Below are 15,159 nucleotides of genomic sequence, written 5' to 3'. Positions count from 1 at the left end.
CCGCCCCTGTCAACGCCTTGAGGCCTCTCTCAGGCTCCCCTGTTACCCAATGGAAAAGTTCCGAGTCTCGTCTCTCACCCATCCCACCTCGAAGTTGCAGGCGAGGACGGTGGGGGTTTCTCGGCAGGGAGGGGAGACGGGGGCGCCCTGAGGCCCAGGAAAGCTTCGCTGCCGAGAAACGCCCCTGGGTGCCAGAGAGGTCCCCATTGGCTAGAATCATTCTGTTAGCGATATCGCACGGTTTACGAAGGGAGCCTGAAGTCATGGCTGCCACGTCTTCTTCATCTGCGGCGTCACCCAAGCCGCTCTATCACGCCACCTACGAGCTCACCAGCCTGATGACGCAAGATGCGCTCTCGGTGCTTACGCCCACCGGCGCCTCCAACCCGGCTTATATCGCCTGCGCGCTGTTGCTGGCAGCCATGCTCATCTACGGGTTTGTGCTCGAGCCTCAAACGGTGGTGATGGTAGTGATGGCCACCCTCTGCGCAGGCCTCATGGTCGTTGGCGGCCGCTGGTCCACTTACATGCTGGCGAGGCTTCAGCGCTCCGGGCTCAATGCGGTGCAGCTGCCAGAAGACGGTCGCCGCTATATCGTGGACGTGTGGGATGACAGGCTGGAGGTGACTCAGCCCTCCGGCGAGATGGGGGTCTACCCCTTCAACGACATCAAGCATGTCTACAGCACGTCTCGACTCATCCTGGTGGACATGAATACCGGCGAGCTGGCACTCATCCCTGCCAAGGCGCTCTCCACCAGCCGCTACGAGTCAGTGCGCGCTTTGCTTTCCGCCCAAAAGTAACCCTATTGGAGTGACTCCATGGCAAAAAAGAAGCATCCTTCTCATCCGCTGCCAGCCGGCGTGCCGGCAGGCTCCCTCTTTGTGAACGAGACCACCCTCACCAACGACCAGGTCAAGGAAGCCTGCAGGCTCACGGTCTCCCCCACGCTCCGAGTGTTCTACTTTGGCTGCGGCATCCTTATAGGCGTTGCTGCGGTGCTGGCCCGCGTCTTTTGGCATATCTCGGGGCTGACCTGCGCGCTGGTGCTGCTCGTGGGCCTCATGACAGTGTGGCAGGGCAACCGGCTTCCTCTAGACAACGCCCGCCGCATGATCGCCGCGCTGGATCGTGCCGGCGAAAAAGCCCGCCAGCGCACCACCTATGCCACCGAGAAGGAATTGGGTGTCATCTTGAGCGACGGCACTCGTCGCACCTTTGGGTGGAGCGAGTTCAGCCGCGCGGTGGCCACCCCTCGCCTCATCTGCCTCACTCTGGCCAAAGGGTCGCTCATCTTCATGTTGGACACCCAGGGCTTTACCAAAGGCGACGCCGCAGGGTTCATTCAGTTTTTGGCCACCCATGTGAGCGAGCCCCCTCGAAACGCAGTGGCTCGCGCCTGCGACAAGATCTGCTCTACGCTGGATTCTTGGAGCACCGTCCAGGCTGCTCAAAAAGAACGCGACGCCGCCAAAAAGCAGGCGCGCCAAGCCCGCAAAGCCCAGCGCAGAGAAGGCTCCAAAAAGGACGCCTCCTAACCCTCCGCACCCCAGCGCCTGCGCCGCAAGCCTCTGCCGTCCTGGCCGCGCATCGGCGCCGGCCCGCCCTTTATCTGACCCTCCATCCAGAAAGCCCCGCCCTATGAGCTCCCCCATCCTTGATTCCACCCCTGCCAAGGCCGCCTGCGATTTCTCCGCCGGCGATGTGCGCTTCGAGTCCACCTTTGAGATGGACGAGCCGCTGCTGCGCGAGGTCATCAGCGCCCGCGACCGCTCCTTGAACAAACGCGACGGCCTCATCTTCGCCGCCGTCTTCCTCATCGTGCTGGCAGCCTACATTTGGGGCACCGTCTCGGTGTGGGACATCACCCCCTGGGGCATCTTCTTGGGGCTCATCATCATCTTCTTGCTAGGCTACAGCGTGCTACTTGCCATCAAGGGCTTCACAGTCTTCTGGCCTGCCCGCAGCTGGCGCAAGACCTGGAGCCACTGGTTCTCCCGCCACGGAGCCCCCGTGTCAGACAACCCCCGCTGCACGATCCGCACCTCTGCGTGCACCACCGAGGTGCGCACCAGCGTCCTTGTAGACGGCAAGGTGTCCGGCACCATCTCCAAGCCCTACAGCGCCTTCTCCCACCTGGAGGAAACCGAGCACTTGGTGGTGCTCGTCAACGGAGAGGTGGAGGTAGGCAACCTCTTGCACAATATGGTTTCTTCGGACTATGCGCAAAAGCTTGAGCAGCGCGCCGATCTCGAAGACATGATCTGGGATAAAAACCACCTACAGGGAGGCACCCCGGCCCAACTCAAGGATTATCTCGAGCGCAAGCTGGGTCATCGCGCCTAACCGCTCGGCACAAAAGGCCCAGCAAGTTTCATGGCGCCTATCCGCACCGCTTCTAAGAGCCTCCCCCACATCACATTTTTTAGGGAGGCTCCCTTTATGCCGTTGACTCAAGCGTTTGCCGTGCCCCATCCCCCTCTCATCATCCCTCAGGTTGGCCAAGGCCGAGAAAAGGCCATCCAAGCCACCATCGACGCATACGACGCCGTAGGCAAAGCCATCGCCCAGGACGCCCCTGACACCGTTGTCATCTCCAGTCCCCACGCCCCGCTCTACGGCGACTACCTGCAGATATCTACCGGAGAGGGCGCATACGGCTCCTTTGCCTCCTTTGGCGCCCCTCAGGTGACTGCCTCCATCGACTACGACCAAGAGATGGTCTCAACCCTCTGCGACGCCGCCCAGGCGGCCGGCCTTGCCGCAGGGCCGCTAGGGCGCCAGAATCCCGAGCTCGACCACGCTACGCTCATCCCGGTCTACTTCATTCAGAAGCATTGGCCTGCCAACAAACCCGCCCCTCGCTACGTGCGCCTCTCCCTCTCCGGGCTCTCGCCCAAAGACCACTACCGCCTGGGCGAGCTGGTGCGCCAGGCAGCCCAGGAGCTTGACCGCTCCATGGTTTTTGTGGCCAGCGGCGACCTCTCCCACAAGCTGGCAGACGAGGGGCCCTACGGCTTTGCTCCCGAGGGCCCGGAGTTCGACGCCCTGGTGTGCGAGTCCTTTGAGTCGGCGGACTTCTTGCGCCTGCTCTTGGTGAGCCCCGACTTTGCCGAGCGCGCCGGCGAATGCGGCCTGCGCTCCTTCCAAATCATGGCAGGCGCTCTGGACGCCACGCCCCTAGACGCCAGTCTCATGTCCTACGAGGGACCCTACGGCGTGGGTTATGCAGTGGCTTCCTTCACCCCTGATGGCTCCGCAGGCTCCGCCCCCGAGCGCGCTTTTGGGAAGGACTACGACACCGCCCGCCGTGCCGAGCTCGAAGACATCGCCGCCCATGAAGACACCTACTGCGCGCTGGCGCGCCTGTCGCTGGAGAGCGCGGTGCGCGGCCAGGGCGCTCCGTCCGACGCCGCAGCCCAGGCCATCGTCGCCGCCAAGGACGCTTCTCAGGCAAGCCTGGAAGCCCTTGAGCTCCCCGGCGCTTGCTTTGTATCCCTTAAAAAGGATGGCCGGTTGCGCGGCTGCATAGGTACCCTCTCCCCCGTTCAACCCAACCTGGCCGCCGAGATCATGGCCAATGCCATCTCTGCCGCCCTCCACGACCCCCGCTTCTCGCCGGTCACCCCAGAGGAGCTGCCCGAGCTGATCTACGACGTAGACGTCCTTTCTCAGCCCGAGCCCGTCTCCTCCACCTTGGAGCTGGACTGCACTCGTTACGGCGTCATCGTCTCCACCTCCGACGGCCGCCGCGGCGTCCTGCTCCCTGACCTGGCCGGCGTCGACTCCGTGGACGAGCAACTCTCCATCGCCGCCTCCAAGGGAGGCATCGACCTGTCTCGCGACCGCGTCTCCATCCAGCGCTTCCAGGTGGTGCGCCATGTTTAGGGAGGCTGCGTCCTTCTCGGCCAACACGCCGCTCAACCCCCAAGCCGCTCCCGCCTCAGCAGCGCCCCAGGATACCCAGAAACCCCTCCGCGCCACCTGCGAGTGCTGCCCTCATAGGTGCTCGATGGCTCCCGGCGCCACCGGGGCATGTCGGGCGCGCACCAACGTGGGCGGCCGGGTGGTCGACGAGAACTTTGGGCGCGTGACCTCGGTGGCGGTGGATCCCATAGAGAAGAAGCCCCTGGCCAGGTTTAGGCCGGGCACACTGGTGCTTTCGGTGGGATCCTACGGCTGCAACCTGCGATGCCCCTGGTGCCAGAACCACTGCATCGCCCAGGCGGGAGCCGCTCGGGCGCCCTGGCGTTATCTGTCGCCCCAGGATTTGGCAGCCACCGCAGCAGACATGGCCGCCTCCGATCCCGAGGTTGCCGGCGTGGCCTACACCTACAACGAGCCCCTCTGCGGTTTCGAATACGTGCGCTCCTGCGCCGAGCTGGTCCACGGCGCAGGCCTCTGCAATGTGCTGGTGTCCAACGGGTGCTTTGAGGCGCCTGTCATCGACGCCGTAGCCCCTCTTATGGACGCCGTGAACATCGACCTTAAATGCTTCAATGCCCAGGGCTACGCGCAGATTGGCGGCGACTTGGAGTGCGTCAAAGCTGCCATTGCCGCCTTTGCGGCCACACCCAGCTGCCATGTGGAGATCACCAGCCTCATTGTTCCGGGGTTCAATGACTCGCCAGAAGAGATGGAGGCTCAGTGCCGTTGGCTGGCCCAAATAGACCCTTCCATCGTGCTCCACATCACGAGGTTCTTCCCGGCGTTTCGCTGCACTCAGTTGGAACCCACGCCGTGTGAGGACATCTATAGGCTCAGAGACATCGCCCATGCGCACCTTCGGTGGGTCTATACCGGCAACTGCTAGATGCCAGCTACGTAACTCCGCTACCTAAGAGGCCACAAGCTCGCCTGGCACCTGTCTGCAGGCCCCCTGCTCGCCATTGGGAAAACTACTGACGTGCAATTTTTCCCAGGGACAAGCCTCGCCAGAGTACCTTACGGCATGGTCTAAGATGGTGAAGGTTGCGTCTGCCTGTCCCTCTATTTTGGCCCAGGCAGCCATCTCTCAGTTTTTGGTATTTCTACAGCCTGACGCTTGGACGTTTACCTCTGTTCAAAGGAGACACATGTCAGATACCGCCTACGTAAGCACGGGGATCGCCCTCACACCCCGCATTTTGGCCGGCATGCTCACCGGCAGCAGCGTGATGGGCATCAATTGGGCCGCCAAATTCGCCGAGATCGGCGATAACGAGGTCTTCGAAAATGCCACTATCCCCACCCTCCGCGAATCTCTGGGCAACGCCGGTGACGACATCTTGGCCGCCCTTTTGCCCCCGCAGATCCTGGTGGAGCTTACGGCTGACGAGTCGGTCATCGACCATGTGCGCGACGGCGAGTGGCCCGCGCCTCTCCTGCAGCACGTCACCCAGCAGTTCTGCGCAGAAAGCGGCGAGGCCTGCGAGGAGGTCTACGCCCGCTGCGAGCGCCTCATGACCGGCGCCAACACGGTGGTCTTCCACTGGAACGCCAACTACATCATCCACATGCTCTCAGTGGAGAACCTGGACAACGCCTCCGTGCGCAAGGCAGCCAACTTCTATGAGCGCTTCGCTGACGCCGACCCTGTAGGCGGCCTCTTCGCCCTCTTCATGCTCTCGCTTCTGGGCCCCGCCAACTTCGACCAGGTAGTAGAGCGCCTAGGCGAAGCCTTCTAGGTCGTCGCCAGCACTTCCCCGCCCCACACTCGCACCTAAAGACGGAGGCTCTTCTCGGCATAACCTTACCGAGAAGAGCCTCCGTTGCTTAGTCTACACAGCCTGATGCAGAGGCGCTAATCCACGATGGGCCACTCTTTGCCCGTCTCTGTCCAGGCATCCCAGTCGCGTACATCGCCGTCGATAGCCCACTCTTTGATAGCGTAGTAATCGTGGTAGTCAGCCACGGAGGTGGCATCGTAGTAGCGGGTGCGTGGCTGGTCTTCTGGCACCTCGTCCACCGGCGTGCCCCATTCATGATAGCTGGGATCGCCCATAGCCTTGAGAAGAGTGGCTGCCAGGTCATGCTGGCTTACAGGGGCCCAGGAAGTCTTCATGGGCTCGGCGGCTTGGGCCGCATCTTCTGCGGGCTTCACCAGCAAGAAGGGGCTGGTGGGGCCATCGATTTCGTCAGCCAGATACCAGTATCCGTGATCTGCCGTGACGATGATGGTGGTTTCATCATAGATGTCTAGGCGCTTTAACTCGTCCATGTATTGCTCCACCGCCAGCAACGCGCCGCGGGTCTGCTTGACCACATCGGTGTCTTGCTCGGGCACGCGCCGGCCCTGATCATCGAGGGTCACCGGATAGTGGGAACCCATCATGTGGATGAGCTTGTAGGTGCCCCGGGAGGTGACGTCCTCGTTTTCCTCAAAGGCAAGGCCGTTCTCTTTGAGGTCCTCCAGGTATTGCGCATCATCCAGGATAAAGGGGGTGTCCCCTGTGGCATTGCCCAAAATGTCGTTGGCGATGTCGCCGGAGTAGAACCAGAAAGGCGGCTTTAGAGCCCAAGGGGCTGAGCGGTAAAGCGACATCTTCCAGAGGGAGGACACTGTGGGCCAAAAGCCAGGCTGGGTCTCCAGCTCATGGATGTTGTCCACGCGCCCCTGCAGCGAGGAGGTGCCCTGGGGCATGTCGGTGGAGTAGATGTCCACGCTATAGCCGTTGTCTTTCATGGCATCCACCAGGTTCTCCGCCGCATACCAGGATGAGATGACGCTGGTGCCGTAGGCGTCGTCCTCGTCGGTAAGGCAATAGCCGGTCACCAGGTCTGCCATGGCATAGCGCGTAGGGATCATCATACCGGAGCAGTTGGCGTAGTGAGTGAAGCCGGTATAGTCGTCCACGATGCCAGGGTATTGGGCAAGCACTTGGTCAAAATAGCCGTTGTCCACCGTGTCCAGAACGAACATCACCACGTTGTGTCCTTCTGACACCGTGTCTCGATCTTGAGTGGTGACCATGGGGCGGCCGGTCCAAAGGGTGTCGGGGGCACCCATGGACGCAAGGTCGCCCTCGGCTTGCTGCAGGCTGCTCACCAGCACCCCCGACTGCACGCCCACCAGCACGATAGAGAGAATCACCACCGCTGCCTTAAGCGTCTTGGCGCTAAAGAGCGCCCAGGCCACCGCTGCCACCATCAAGGCCACCCATACCAGCGAGCTTACCAAGGTGATCTGGAGGAAGTTTCCCCATACCACCTCTTTGCCGTCGGCCACAGGCAAGCCTACGTTCATAAAGCTGCCTTGGACAAACACTGCCACCGAAAGAGCGCCGATAAGAGCGGCCACCACGGTAAAGGCCCTACCCCTCACCAGGGAGGTCAGAACAGAGAGGGCTAGCCAGAGCGTCGCGGCAAACACCAGCAGCGCAGGGGTTACCACGTCCAGGCCAAAGATGAAGCTGTCCAGACTGCTGGCCATCATGGAAAGCGGAGTCACCACGCCCAGCGAATAGATAAGGCAGCCCCAAGCCAAAAGCGACAGCACGAAGCGAGGAGCCCAGCGCAGGTTCTGAGGCTTATGAGGGCCTACCAGCTTCTCATCCTCCAAGGCTTTGCGGCTGGCTTCGCGCAGCAGTTGCTGGCCCTCATCGGAAGCCGGATTCACCTCATGAACCACAGGGTCATGGACCTTGTCGCGGTTCTCGTCGATGTTCAATGCCTTATAGAGGCGCTTGCGCAGACGGCGCCATACCACGCCCAACACCGCAGAGAGTGCCACCGCCACACCTGCCAGCGCCTGGATGGTATAGGTCACTACCGAGGGATCCACGTAGGCTTGGGCCGGCGTGGCAAAGCAGGCCAGATAGAGCGTGGCCAGCACACACACAAAGAGGCCGTCGAAGAGCCAGACAAAAGGACGCCTTAGCTGCTTATTCATGGGAGTCCTCCTGCTGGCTAGGCTTTGCAAAATGTTTGGGAGTGTAGGGCTTCTCAGAGACGTCTGGGGAAACAGGCGGCGCGCCCTTCTCGGCAGCCTGGGCGTCGTTGGCATCCTGGGCCTCAGCGACTTCTTGGGCATCTGCCGCGTCCTGGGGATCCTGGGTGTACGGGGCATCGGGTGTGGCCCGGCGAGGAACGGGAGGAGTGAGACCCTCGCCCTTCTTGCCCTTCTGAGCTTGGGCCCTGAGCACGGCATCTAACAAGTAGCGACCTGCAGCCTCGCCGCCATGGTCGTGGTTGAAGATGAAGGTGTCGTAGACTTCCTCGATGCGGTCGTGCCACTGGGAGGCCTCGTCCACCATGGAGCAGGCGATAGACCCGATGGAAGCCACGTCTTCCACGGCCACCGACTGGCCAATCTGGTTGCGCAGCGAGATCTCGGTGGGCACGAGGCCGATCTCTTGCCAGTCAGGGTTTCCCACCTTCATGGGCGTGTCAATGAAGAGGGTGGGCTTGTCGGTGGTGAAGGAGAACTCACAGGCGATGGAAGACCAGTCGGTGAGCAGCACGTCTGCCGCAAAGATGGAGCTCTCGCCGGAGAAGTCGTCCTCAAAGGTGACCTGGCCCTCGGGCACTGCCGAGAAACGCTCCTTGAGGGCGTTCCAACGGGCGCCATAGCGTTTGACATATTCCGGATGGGGGCGCACGGTCACGTCGAAGCCGGCCTCCAACAATGAGTTGATAGTGTCGGCGGCACAGAGGTCCAAGATGTTGTCCTCTTGCCAGGAGGGGGCGATGAGGGCCTGGGGGCGATGGGTGGCTTGCGGGCGACTGTGCTTGGGGAGCGTTTCTTGCAGCTCTCGATACTCTTGGCGCTCTCGGTCGAGCAGGTCGTAGCCGATGGGCACAAGATTTTTCGCGGGCACGCCGCGAAGCTTCTCGGAGGCGCGAGTCTCGGCGATCTGGTGGGGGCCGGCGCAAAAGATGGTGTCGTAGTGGTCGTGGCAGTTGGCAGCGCCCACCAGATGCATAGAGGTGGTGTGGTGCAGCATGTCCACGTATTCGATGTCTTTGCGCACATAGGAGCGCTTGAGGTAGTAGTTGTCCAAGTCTGCCAGGGAGGCCACGAAGACGTCGCAATCCATCTTCATCATGACGGTGATGAGCTTTTGGACACTCATGTAGTAGGGAATGAGACGTGGCTGGCTTTGGTGAATCTCAAAGACCTGGTCGTTGGGGTCGTTGGTGATGTAGTGGATGCGGATGTCGGAGTGCTCCAGCAGCCACTCGATGGCGCCCCGAAAGTACTTGTAAAAGCCGCTGCCCTCGCTATAGAACACGATGGATTTGTCCACCACGTCGTAGAAGCGCGCGATGTCCTCGCGCTCGCGCTTGGCCAGCGGGTTTTTCTCGTACCACTTCTTGTTTGAGGCCGAGAGGTCTTCCAGCGCCTGGAGCTCTGCTTGGGAGGCGCGCAACGCGTCGTAGTCCACGTGCTTCTTGGGATTCATGATGAGGTTGCAGGCCAGCTGCACCACGATAGCCATGAGGTTGGAGCAGATCCAGTAGAAGACCATGCCGCTGGCCACCGAGACCCCCAGTATGGCAGACAGGCCAATGGAGAGGCCGTTGGTGGAGGCCTTCTCCGCTTTGCCCTGCTCTCGCTGGAGAGGGTTGATGTGGTTTTGGGCCGCTCCCAAGATGGCCGAGGAGGCCGCTGCCAACACCGGCATGATCCATGACCAGCCGCCGTCGGTTACCGGCACAAGACCCAAAAGCGCCGTTCCCGGCTCGCCCGAGGCTACGATGGAACGAATGACGTCTACCAAGCCAAAGAGGATGAGCACCTGGATGGCCAGAGGCAGCATGGAAAGCAGAGGATGATAGCCCTCCTGCTTATAGAGCTTGTTCTGCTCCTCGCCGATGGTCTCCTTGTCGCCAAAGTGCTTCACTTTGATGGCATTTACCTGGGGCATCAGGCTCACCACCAAAAGCGAGTTCTTTTGGCACCAGAGCGAGATGGGCAAAAGCAGGATCTTGGTGACAATGGTGAACAGCACAATGGCCAACCACCAGTTACCGGTGACCGTATAGCACGGATCCAGAATGGTGCTAAAGAAAGCAGCCAGCATTTCCAGCATGTACGTATTCCTTATTCGAAGGCTTTATCCAGGGCACGAGCGGAGTCTGCCCAGGTAAACGCGGTTTCTACTCGATGGCGGAACTCATCAGAACGGGCTTGACGATCCTCTGGACTCAATGCCGCCAGACGCTCCAAAGCCGCCTGCACAGAGCCTGCTTCCAAGCTGCAAAGCTCCCCAGGGCCGCCATCTGGGCCCAGCACATCTTCTACACCGCCCACAGGGCTTATGACCGGCAGCGTTCCCCAGGCTCCCGCCTCCAAAAGCGAGGTAGGCATACCCTCCGACAGGGTAGGCGACACCCAGCAGTCAGCCTGGAAGAGCAGGGCCGACACGTCAGCCTTATCCAGGCGCCCCACATAGGTGGCGTTAGAAAGCTTGCTGCAGCGCTCGCGCACCTCATCGTCCAAAGGCCCCGATCCCGCAAACACAAAGGAGACCTGCGGCAGGCACTCAGCCACACCCAGGCAGGTAAGCACGCCTTTCTCGGCTACAAAACGGCCGATAAACGCCGCCACAAAATCCTGGGGCTCAACCGATGCCAGGGCACGAAGGTCGCGGCTGGAAGCCTGGGCTCTAAAAGCTACGGCATCAATGGCGTTGGGAATCACTCGCTGAGTGCGGATATGAAATTCTGCGGCAAGCCAGCGGCACGCAGCCAGCGAAATACCTGCATAACGAGGCTCATAGCGAGCACCTAGGCGGGTGATAACCTTCTCGTAGGCAGAGATAGCGTGGTCTGCCAGGGGGTTTCCCAAGGTAAGGGGCGCCGACCCATGCTCAAGCACCACCGCAGGGACGCCCTTTGCCTCTGCGTAGCGAAGGCCCTCCAGCGAGTGGGGGTAAAAGCGCGTGTTCACCAACACGCGATCGCAGGGAAGCTCCAGCAGGTAGTCCCAAATGCGCTCGTAGGCTGCCGTGCGGTGGGTGATAGGCAGGCGGCCGTTAAGCAGTTGATAGGCAGGAAGCCTCACCACCTCGAAGCCCTGGGTGTCTTCGCGGCTCGACGTGTTGGGCACCTGAGAGGTGACTACGGTCACTCGGTGGCCCTGGGAGGCGAGCTCTTTGGCCAAGGAGGCAGTGAAATTCTCGACACCTCCCATGGATGGAAGATATTGAGCCGAAAAGATCACGTAGGCATGGGTTGAGGCCATAAAAATAATCTTTCTGGTCAAAAGGTTAAAAGGGTGGCCGCCTCGTATGTGTAAGAGATACTAGAGGTATGGACACTTTGGCTCTATAGACAAGGTATAGAAGCGTTCACATCATAGAATGTCGACCTCAAACCCTGGAGTAACCCCATGGAAACCACACCCTATCCTGGCGATTCTCTAGATCGTCTCCATCATGAGTTGCTGGAAATGCTCAAAGTCTTTGACCAGGCCTGCAAAGATGCGCACCTCACCTACTTCATCGAGGGAGGCACGGCCCTAGGGGCCCTTCGCCATGGCGGCTTTATCCCCTGGGATGACGACGTAGACGTGTCTATGCCCACCGATGACTACACCCGCATGCTGGAAGTGCTCCCCCGCTACTTGCCGGAGGACTATTCCCTTCATACCTGGAAAAATACCCCCCACTACACCCGCCTGTGGGCGACGCTTTGGAAAGACGGGACTCGCTTTCAAGACAGCGTGGCAGTAGAGGCCGGCATGGAGCAGGGCATCTTCTTAGACATCTTCCGCCTGGTGCGCCTGGATCGCGACCCTGGCATCGCCGCCCGCCAGCGGCGCCGCCTGCTCTTCTGGCAGCGCATGGCCTACCTCAAGTATCTGGCTCATCCCCACAACGTGCCCAACCGCGCGCTGGAGCTGGCCTGCGAGGCAGCTCACGGCGTAGTACGCCACATGTCCATGGCCTACATCGCCCAGATGTTCGAGCGTGCCTGCCACACGGAGAACCCCGGTGACCTTATGGTGGACGCCACCTATGCCGACTACGAGCCCATTCCCGCCCAGGACCTGCTGCCCCCGGTTCCCATCAAGTTCGAGGGCGTCGAGCTTATGGGCCCCCACAACATCGAGGCCTACCTCACTGCCACCTATGGCGACTGGCAGGCGCTTCCCCCTGCCGACAAACGCTACACCCATGCACCGGAAGTCTTGGATTTTGGCGACGGCATCAACGTGGTGGAGGCTGCCAAGAAGCAGTCCTAGCGACTGCGCCGGATCGGCACCTGGCCACCCATAACGCACACGAAAAAGGGAAGTCTTTCTCGGCTATGAGAAAGACTTCCCTGCTTGCGATGGCGACTCGCGCGCTGCCGCTCGGATTACGCGCTCTTCTTGCCAGGGATGAGCTCGCTCCAGTCGTCGGCAGAGGCAAGCACCGTGCCGCAGAGGATGGCGATGCAGCAGACGATCTCGATAAGGCTGGGAACGTGGCCCAGAAGCACCAGGCCCAGCACCACGGCCCAAGCCGAGTAGGAGATGTTGGCCGCCATGGCCTTGGCGGCGCCGATCTTGTCGATGCCCTTGTAGTAGAAGAGGTAGGAGACGGTGCCGGCCAACGCGGCGCCGGCGATCACGGCGGTGGCAGGGGTGGCGAACACCTGGACAGCGAAGGGCCAGGCGGCGAAGAGCGGCAGGATTACTGCCAGATAGACCAGGCCAGAGGTGGTCTCGCGGATTTGCAGGGCGGTCTCGTTGTCCACCGAGTCGTCGCGCATGCCCCAGGCCAAAAGCACGGCCTCACTGCCCCAACCCACCACGCAGGCCAGAGCGGCCAGAATGCCCACCAGCGCGTCTCCGGGCATCTCCATATCGCTGGCGGCCACGCCCATCACGATGATGGCAGCCATAGCGACAGCTAATGCGATCCAGCGCTTGAGCTCCATCTTCTCCTTGAGCACGAAGACGGCCAAAAAGGCGCCAAAGGCCGGGTAGAAGCTGGAGATGATGGCGGTGATGCCCGGGCCCAGCTGGTTGATGGCCACCACATAGCCGGTCATGCCAAAGGGGCCGCCCAGAAGGGCCGCGGCAGCGACCACCTTGCCGCTGCGGGTTTTGAGGGCGGCCACCGTGTCTTTGAGACGCCCGCGCACGGCCATGATCACAAACATCCACACGGCGCAGAAGACGTCGTGAAAGGCGGCGCTCACAATGGCAGCGAAGGCCAGCGCCTCAGCGGTGCCCACGTAGGGTGCCATGGAGAGGGCGATGCCCAAGATGACGGTGTCCAGGCCCCAGAGCAAGCCGCTGGTAAGTCCGTATCCCATAGATGATCCTTCTTTCGTCAGGTGAGCCGTGCGGCAAAGGCAGGTGGGGGTGATCCTGCGAGATGACCAAAAGCGACTAGCAGGCGGGGGCGGGTTTCTCGGCATCGCCTGCTAGGCCATAGAGCTCGGCTGCCAGGGTGAGGTACTTCTTGGCGTAGCGGTAGTAGATGTAGAGCCACTCGCCGATGAAGTCGCCGTCGCTCTCCTTGAGCAGGCTCCAGCAGTACCAGCACCAGCCGCACATGCCGATCATGGCCAGGTTGTGGCGGCGCTCCTCGGGCGTGGGGCGACCTTGATAGTAGAGGTCGATGGCGTCGTCCACCTCTTCGTCGGAGAGCTCGCAGCAGACCGAGAAGGTGGCCAGGTCGTTGGTGGAGTCGCCCATGCCGGCGTACTCCCAGTCGATGAGGTTGAAGGTGCCGTCCTGCTCGATCAAGAAGTTGAGGTAGAAAAAGTCGTTATGGGTGACGGTGACGGGGGCGTCGTCTTGCTCCATGGCAGCATGCACGCGCTCTGCCAGCTCGTTCCAGACAGCATACTCCGGCACCTGGATGGGGCCTTTTTCGAGCAGCAGCGACTCGTAGTGCTTGGCCTCTCGATAGAAGTCGAAGGTACTCTCGAGCTTGATGTCCGACTCGTGGAGCTTGCGCGCCACATCCATAGCCTGCTTGAGGCCCTCGTGGCTGTGCACGTCGATGGTGGTGGCGTGGGGAACGAAGCGCGAGATCTTCCAGCCTTCCTCAGGGTTCGCGCAGATGAAGGTGGAGTCCAGGCCGTTGTCGCGAGCGGCCGTGAGGGCGTCCAACTCACTTTGACGGTTGATGATATTCTCGGTACCTATGCCGGGATGGCGATAGACGTACTCGCCGTCGTTGGTGGCAAAGTGGCAGGAGAGGTTGGTGAGGCTTTCCTTCAAGGGGTAGACGTCGTGGATCTCGGTGCGAGAGCAGCCTAGGGCGGCCGTGATGTTGTCGATGATGTCGGAGTCGATGTTGTCTAGGAAGAGCGGGTCAAACTCGCGCAGATCATCCAGGGAGTCGAACTCGTGGATGATGGGGGTCTCATAGCGGCGGATGCGCATGTCAAGCTCGCCGATATGGTCGATGTAGAGCTCCTCCCAGAGCTTGGGCGCGGTGGCGGGACGGTCGTACTCCTCATCGAGGATCTCGCGGAACTTGACCGAGAACTCGCGGTCGAAGTAGACCTGGCCCAGCATGTACCAGCCACATTCGCCGCCGATCTTCACCTTGGTGATACGCCCATGGGGCCCGCAGGTCATGACCCACTCAGAGGTTTCGCCCTGGGCGTACTGGGCAGCGTAGTAGGACTTCCATACGTAGGCCTCGAAGGGGTTCTCCTCGAAGTAGTCGTCAGAGCTGCAAATATACGTGTTTGCCAGCTTGTCCTCTACCGCCTTGAGCGACGAGTTGTTGTTGCGGGAGGCATACTCGCGGTTCACCACGATGGTGACCTGGGGGTATTTGTCTTCCAGATAGAAGAAGAGCTCCTGCTTATAGCCCACCACCACATAGATCTTTGGGATGCCGGCGCCGATAAGCTGCTCGATCTGACGCTCGATGAGCACCTGGCCGCGCACTTTGAGCAGACCCTTGGGCTGCTCGTAGGACAGCGGCACGAAGCGGCTGGAGAGCCCCGCCGCCATGATGACCGCGTTGTCCACCTTGTAGGCTTCCAGCTCTTCTTGGCCTTTGGGGGTGAGTCCCTGCTCATTTATCAGGTCGCGCCCATCTAAGCTTTTGAGCGCTTTGTTCACCGTGGCCACGCCCAGGTGCGCCCGTTCAGCCAGAGTGCGCTGAGTAGCCATGCCGTCCAAGAGCGCCCGAGCCACACGAAACTCATTATGATCAAGAGCCATAAGGGGATCCTTTCTTCTCGAATCCATCATGGCTCTGTTCTAAAATCTTGTCA

At 61.0% G+C, this 15,159-nt stretch carries 12 protein-coding genes; 7 read left to right on the top strand and 5 right to left on the bottom strand.

Annotated features, from left to right (window positions below):
- The first annotated feature begins 263 nt into the window (after positions 1–263).
- From OR601_RS01360 to OR601_RS01335, 6 genes are all read left to right on the top strand, one after another.
- Positions 264–803: a YcxB family protein gene (locus tag OR601_RS01360; protein WP_265591942.1), complete on the top strand. Its 540-nt coding sequence runs from the start codon at positions 264–266 to the stop codon at positions 801–803.
- An 18-nt stretch (positions 804–821) separates the two neighbouring features.
- A complete protein-coding gene (locus tag OR601_RS01355) occupies positions 822–1,538 on the top strand; it encodes a YcxB family protein (protein ID WP_265591941.1) in 717 nt (238 codons plus the stop codon).
- A gap of 103 nt (positions 1,539–1,641) precedes the next feature.
- Positions 1,642–2,346 (top strand): hypothetical protein, encoded by a 705-nt coding sequence (locus tag OR601_RS01350; RefSeq protein WP_265591940.1) that lies wholly within the window; start codon positions 1,642–1,644, stop codon positions 2,344–2,346.
- A 96-nt stretch (positions 2,347–2,442) separates the two neighbouring features.
- The gene (gene amrA / locus OR601_RS01345) at positions 2,443–3,888 is read left to right on the top strand and encodes an AmmeMemoRadiSam system protein A (RefSeq protein WP_265591939.1); all 1,446 of its coding nucleotides are present in this window, start codon (positions 2,443–2,445) and stop codon (positions 3,886–3,888) included.
- A complete protein-coding gene (amrS, locus tag OR601_RS01340) occupies positions 3,881–4,813 on the top strand; it encodes an AmmeMemoRadiSam system radical SAM enzyme (RefSeq protein ID WP_136012215.1) in 933 nt (310 codons plus the stop codon). Before amrA ends, amrS begins: the two co-directional genes overlap by 8 nt.
- Positions 4,814–5,075: 262 nt before the next feature.
- On the top strand, positions 5,076–5,666 hold the full coding sequence (locus tag OR601_RS01335; RefSeq protein WP_136012214.1) for a hypothetical protein: 591 nt from the start codon (positions 5,076–5,078) through the stop codon (positions 5,664–5,666).
- Between the two features lie 116 nt (positions 5,667–5,782).
- On the opposite strand, the gene OR601_RS01330 is transcribed toward OR601_RS01335, so the two are convergent.
- From OR601_RS01330 to OR601_RS01320, 3 genes are read right to left on the bottom strand one after another with little or no spacing between them, the layout of a single operon-like run.
- On the bottom strand, positions 5,783–7,870 hold the full coding sequence (locus OR601_RS01330) for a sulfatase-like hydrolase/transferase (RefSeq protein ID WP_265591938.1): 2,088 nt from the start codon (positions 7,868–7,870) through the stop codon (positions 5,783–5,785).
- Entirely contained in the window at positions 7,863–10,013 is a 2,151-nt protein-coding gene (gene yidC, locus OR601_RS01325) for a membrane protein insertase YidC (RefSeq protein ID WP_265591937.1), read from the bottom strand. The genes OR601_RS01330 and yidC overlap by 8 nt, the downstream gene beginning before the upstream one ends.
- An 11-nt stretch (positions 10,014–10,024) precedes the next feature.
- Positions 10,025–11,167: a glycosyltransferase family 4 protein gene (locus tag OR601_RS01320; protein ID WP_265591936.1), complete on the bottom strand. Its 1,143-nt coding sequence runs from the start codon at positions 11,165–11,167 to the stop codon at positions 10,025–10,027.
- Positions 11,168–11,314: 147 nt separating this feature from the next.
- Between OR601_RS01320 and OR601_RS01315 the strand changes: the two genes are divergently transcribed.
- Positions 11,315–12,169, top strand: coding sequence for a LicD family protein (locus OR601_RS01315; protein ID WP_265591935.1), 855 nt, complete (start codon positions 11,315–11,317; stop codon positions 12,167–12,169).
- 116 nt (positions 12,170–12,285) lie between these two features.
- Here OR601_RS01315 and OR601_RS01310 read toward each other — a convergent pair whose 3' ends face one another.
- Together OR601_RS01310 and OR601_RS01305 are read right to left on the bottom strand one after the other, a co-directional pair.
- Positions 12,286–13,230: a DMT family transporter gene (locus OR601_RS01310; RefSeq protein WP_136012209.1), complete on the bottom strand. Its 945-nt coding sequence runs from the start codon at positions 13,228–13,230 to the stop codon at positions 12,286–12,288.
- A gap of 76 nt (positions 13,231–13,306) precedes the next feature.
- The gene (locus OR601_RS01305) at positions 13,307–15,106 is read right to left on the bottom strand and encodes a phosphotransferase (RefSeq protein WP_265591934.1); all 1,800 of its coding nucleotides are present in this window, start codon (positions 15,104–15,106) and stop codon (positions 13,307–13,309) included.
- Positions 15,107–15,159: the final 53 nt, after the last annotated feature.

It is taken from the genome of Leptogranulimonas caecicola, from assembly GCF_023168405.1.
GTDB classification, from domain to species: Bacteria; Actinomycetota; Coriobacteriia; order Coriobacteriales; family Atopobiaceae; genus Leptogranulimonas; species Leptogranulimonas caecicola.
Note: the sequence above shows the minus strand (reverse complement) of the source record. Positions and strands in the feature narration are given on the sequence as shown.

Coding starts and splice junctions, on each gene's coding strand:
- OR601_RS01360 (WP_265591942.1), top strand. CDS start 264: ATGGCTGCCACGTCTTCTTCATCTGCGGCGTCACCCAAGCCGCTCTAT.
- OR601_RS01355 (WP_265591941.1), top strand. CDS start 822: ATGGCAAAAAAGAAGCATCCTTCTCATCCGCTGCCAGCCGGCGTGCCG.
- OR601_RS01350 (WP_265591940.1), top strand. CDS start 1,642: ATGAGCTCCCCCATCCTTGATTCCACCCCTGCCAAGGCCGCCTGCGAT.
- amrA (WP_265591939.1), top strand. CDS start 2,443: ATGCCGTTGACTCAAGCGTTTGCCGTGCCCCATCCCCCTCTCATCATC.
- amrS (WP_136012215.1), top strand. CDS start 3,881: ATGTTTAGGGAGGCTGCGTCCTTCTCGGCCAACACGCCGCTCAACCCC.
- OR601_RS01335 (WP_136012214.1), top strand. CDS start 5,076: ATGTCAGATACCGCCTACGTAAGCACGGGGATCGCCCTCACACCCCGC.
- OR601_RS01330 (WP_265591938.1), bottom strand. CDS start 7,870: ATGAATAAGCAGCTAAGGCGTCCTTTTGTCTGGCTCTTCGACGGCCTC.
- yidC (WP_265591937.1), bottom strand. CDS start 10,013: ATGCTGGAAATGCTGGCTGCTTTCTTTAGCACCATTCTGGATCCGTGC.
- OR601_RS01320 (WP_265591936.1), bottom strand. CDS start 11,167: ATGGCCTCAACCCATGCCTACGTGATCTTTTCGGCTCAATATCTTCCA.
- OR601_RS01315 (WP_265591935.1), top strand. CDS start 11,315: ATGGAAACCACACCCTATCCTGGCGATTCTCTAGATCGTCTCCATCAT.
- OR601_RS01310 (WP_136012209.1), bottom strand. CDS start 13,230: ATGGGATACGGACTTACCAGCGGCTTGCTCTGGGGCCTGGACACCGTC.
- OR601_RS01305 (WP_265591934.1), bottom strand. CDS start 15,106: ATGGCTCTTGATCATAATGAGTTTCGTGTGGCTCGGGCGCTCTTGGAC.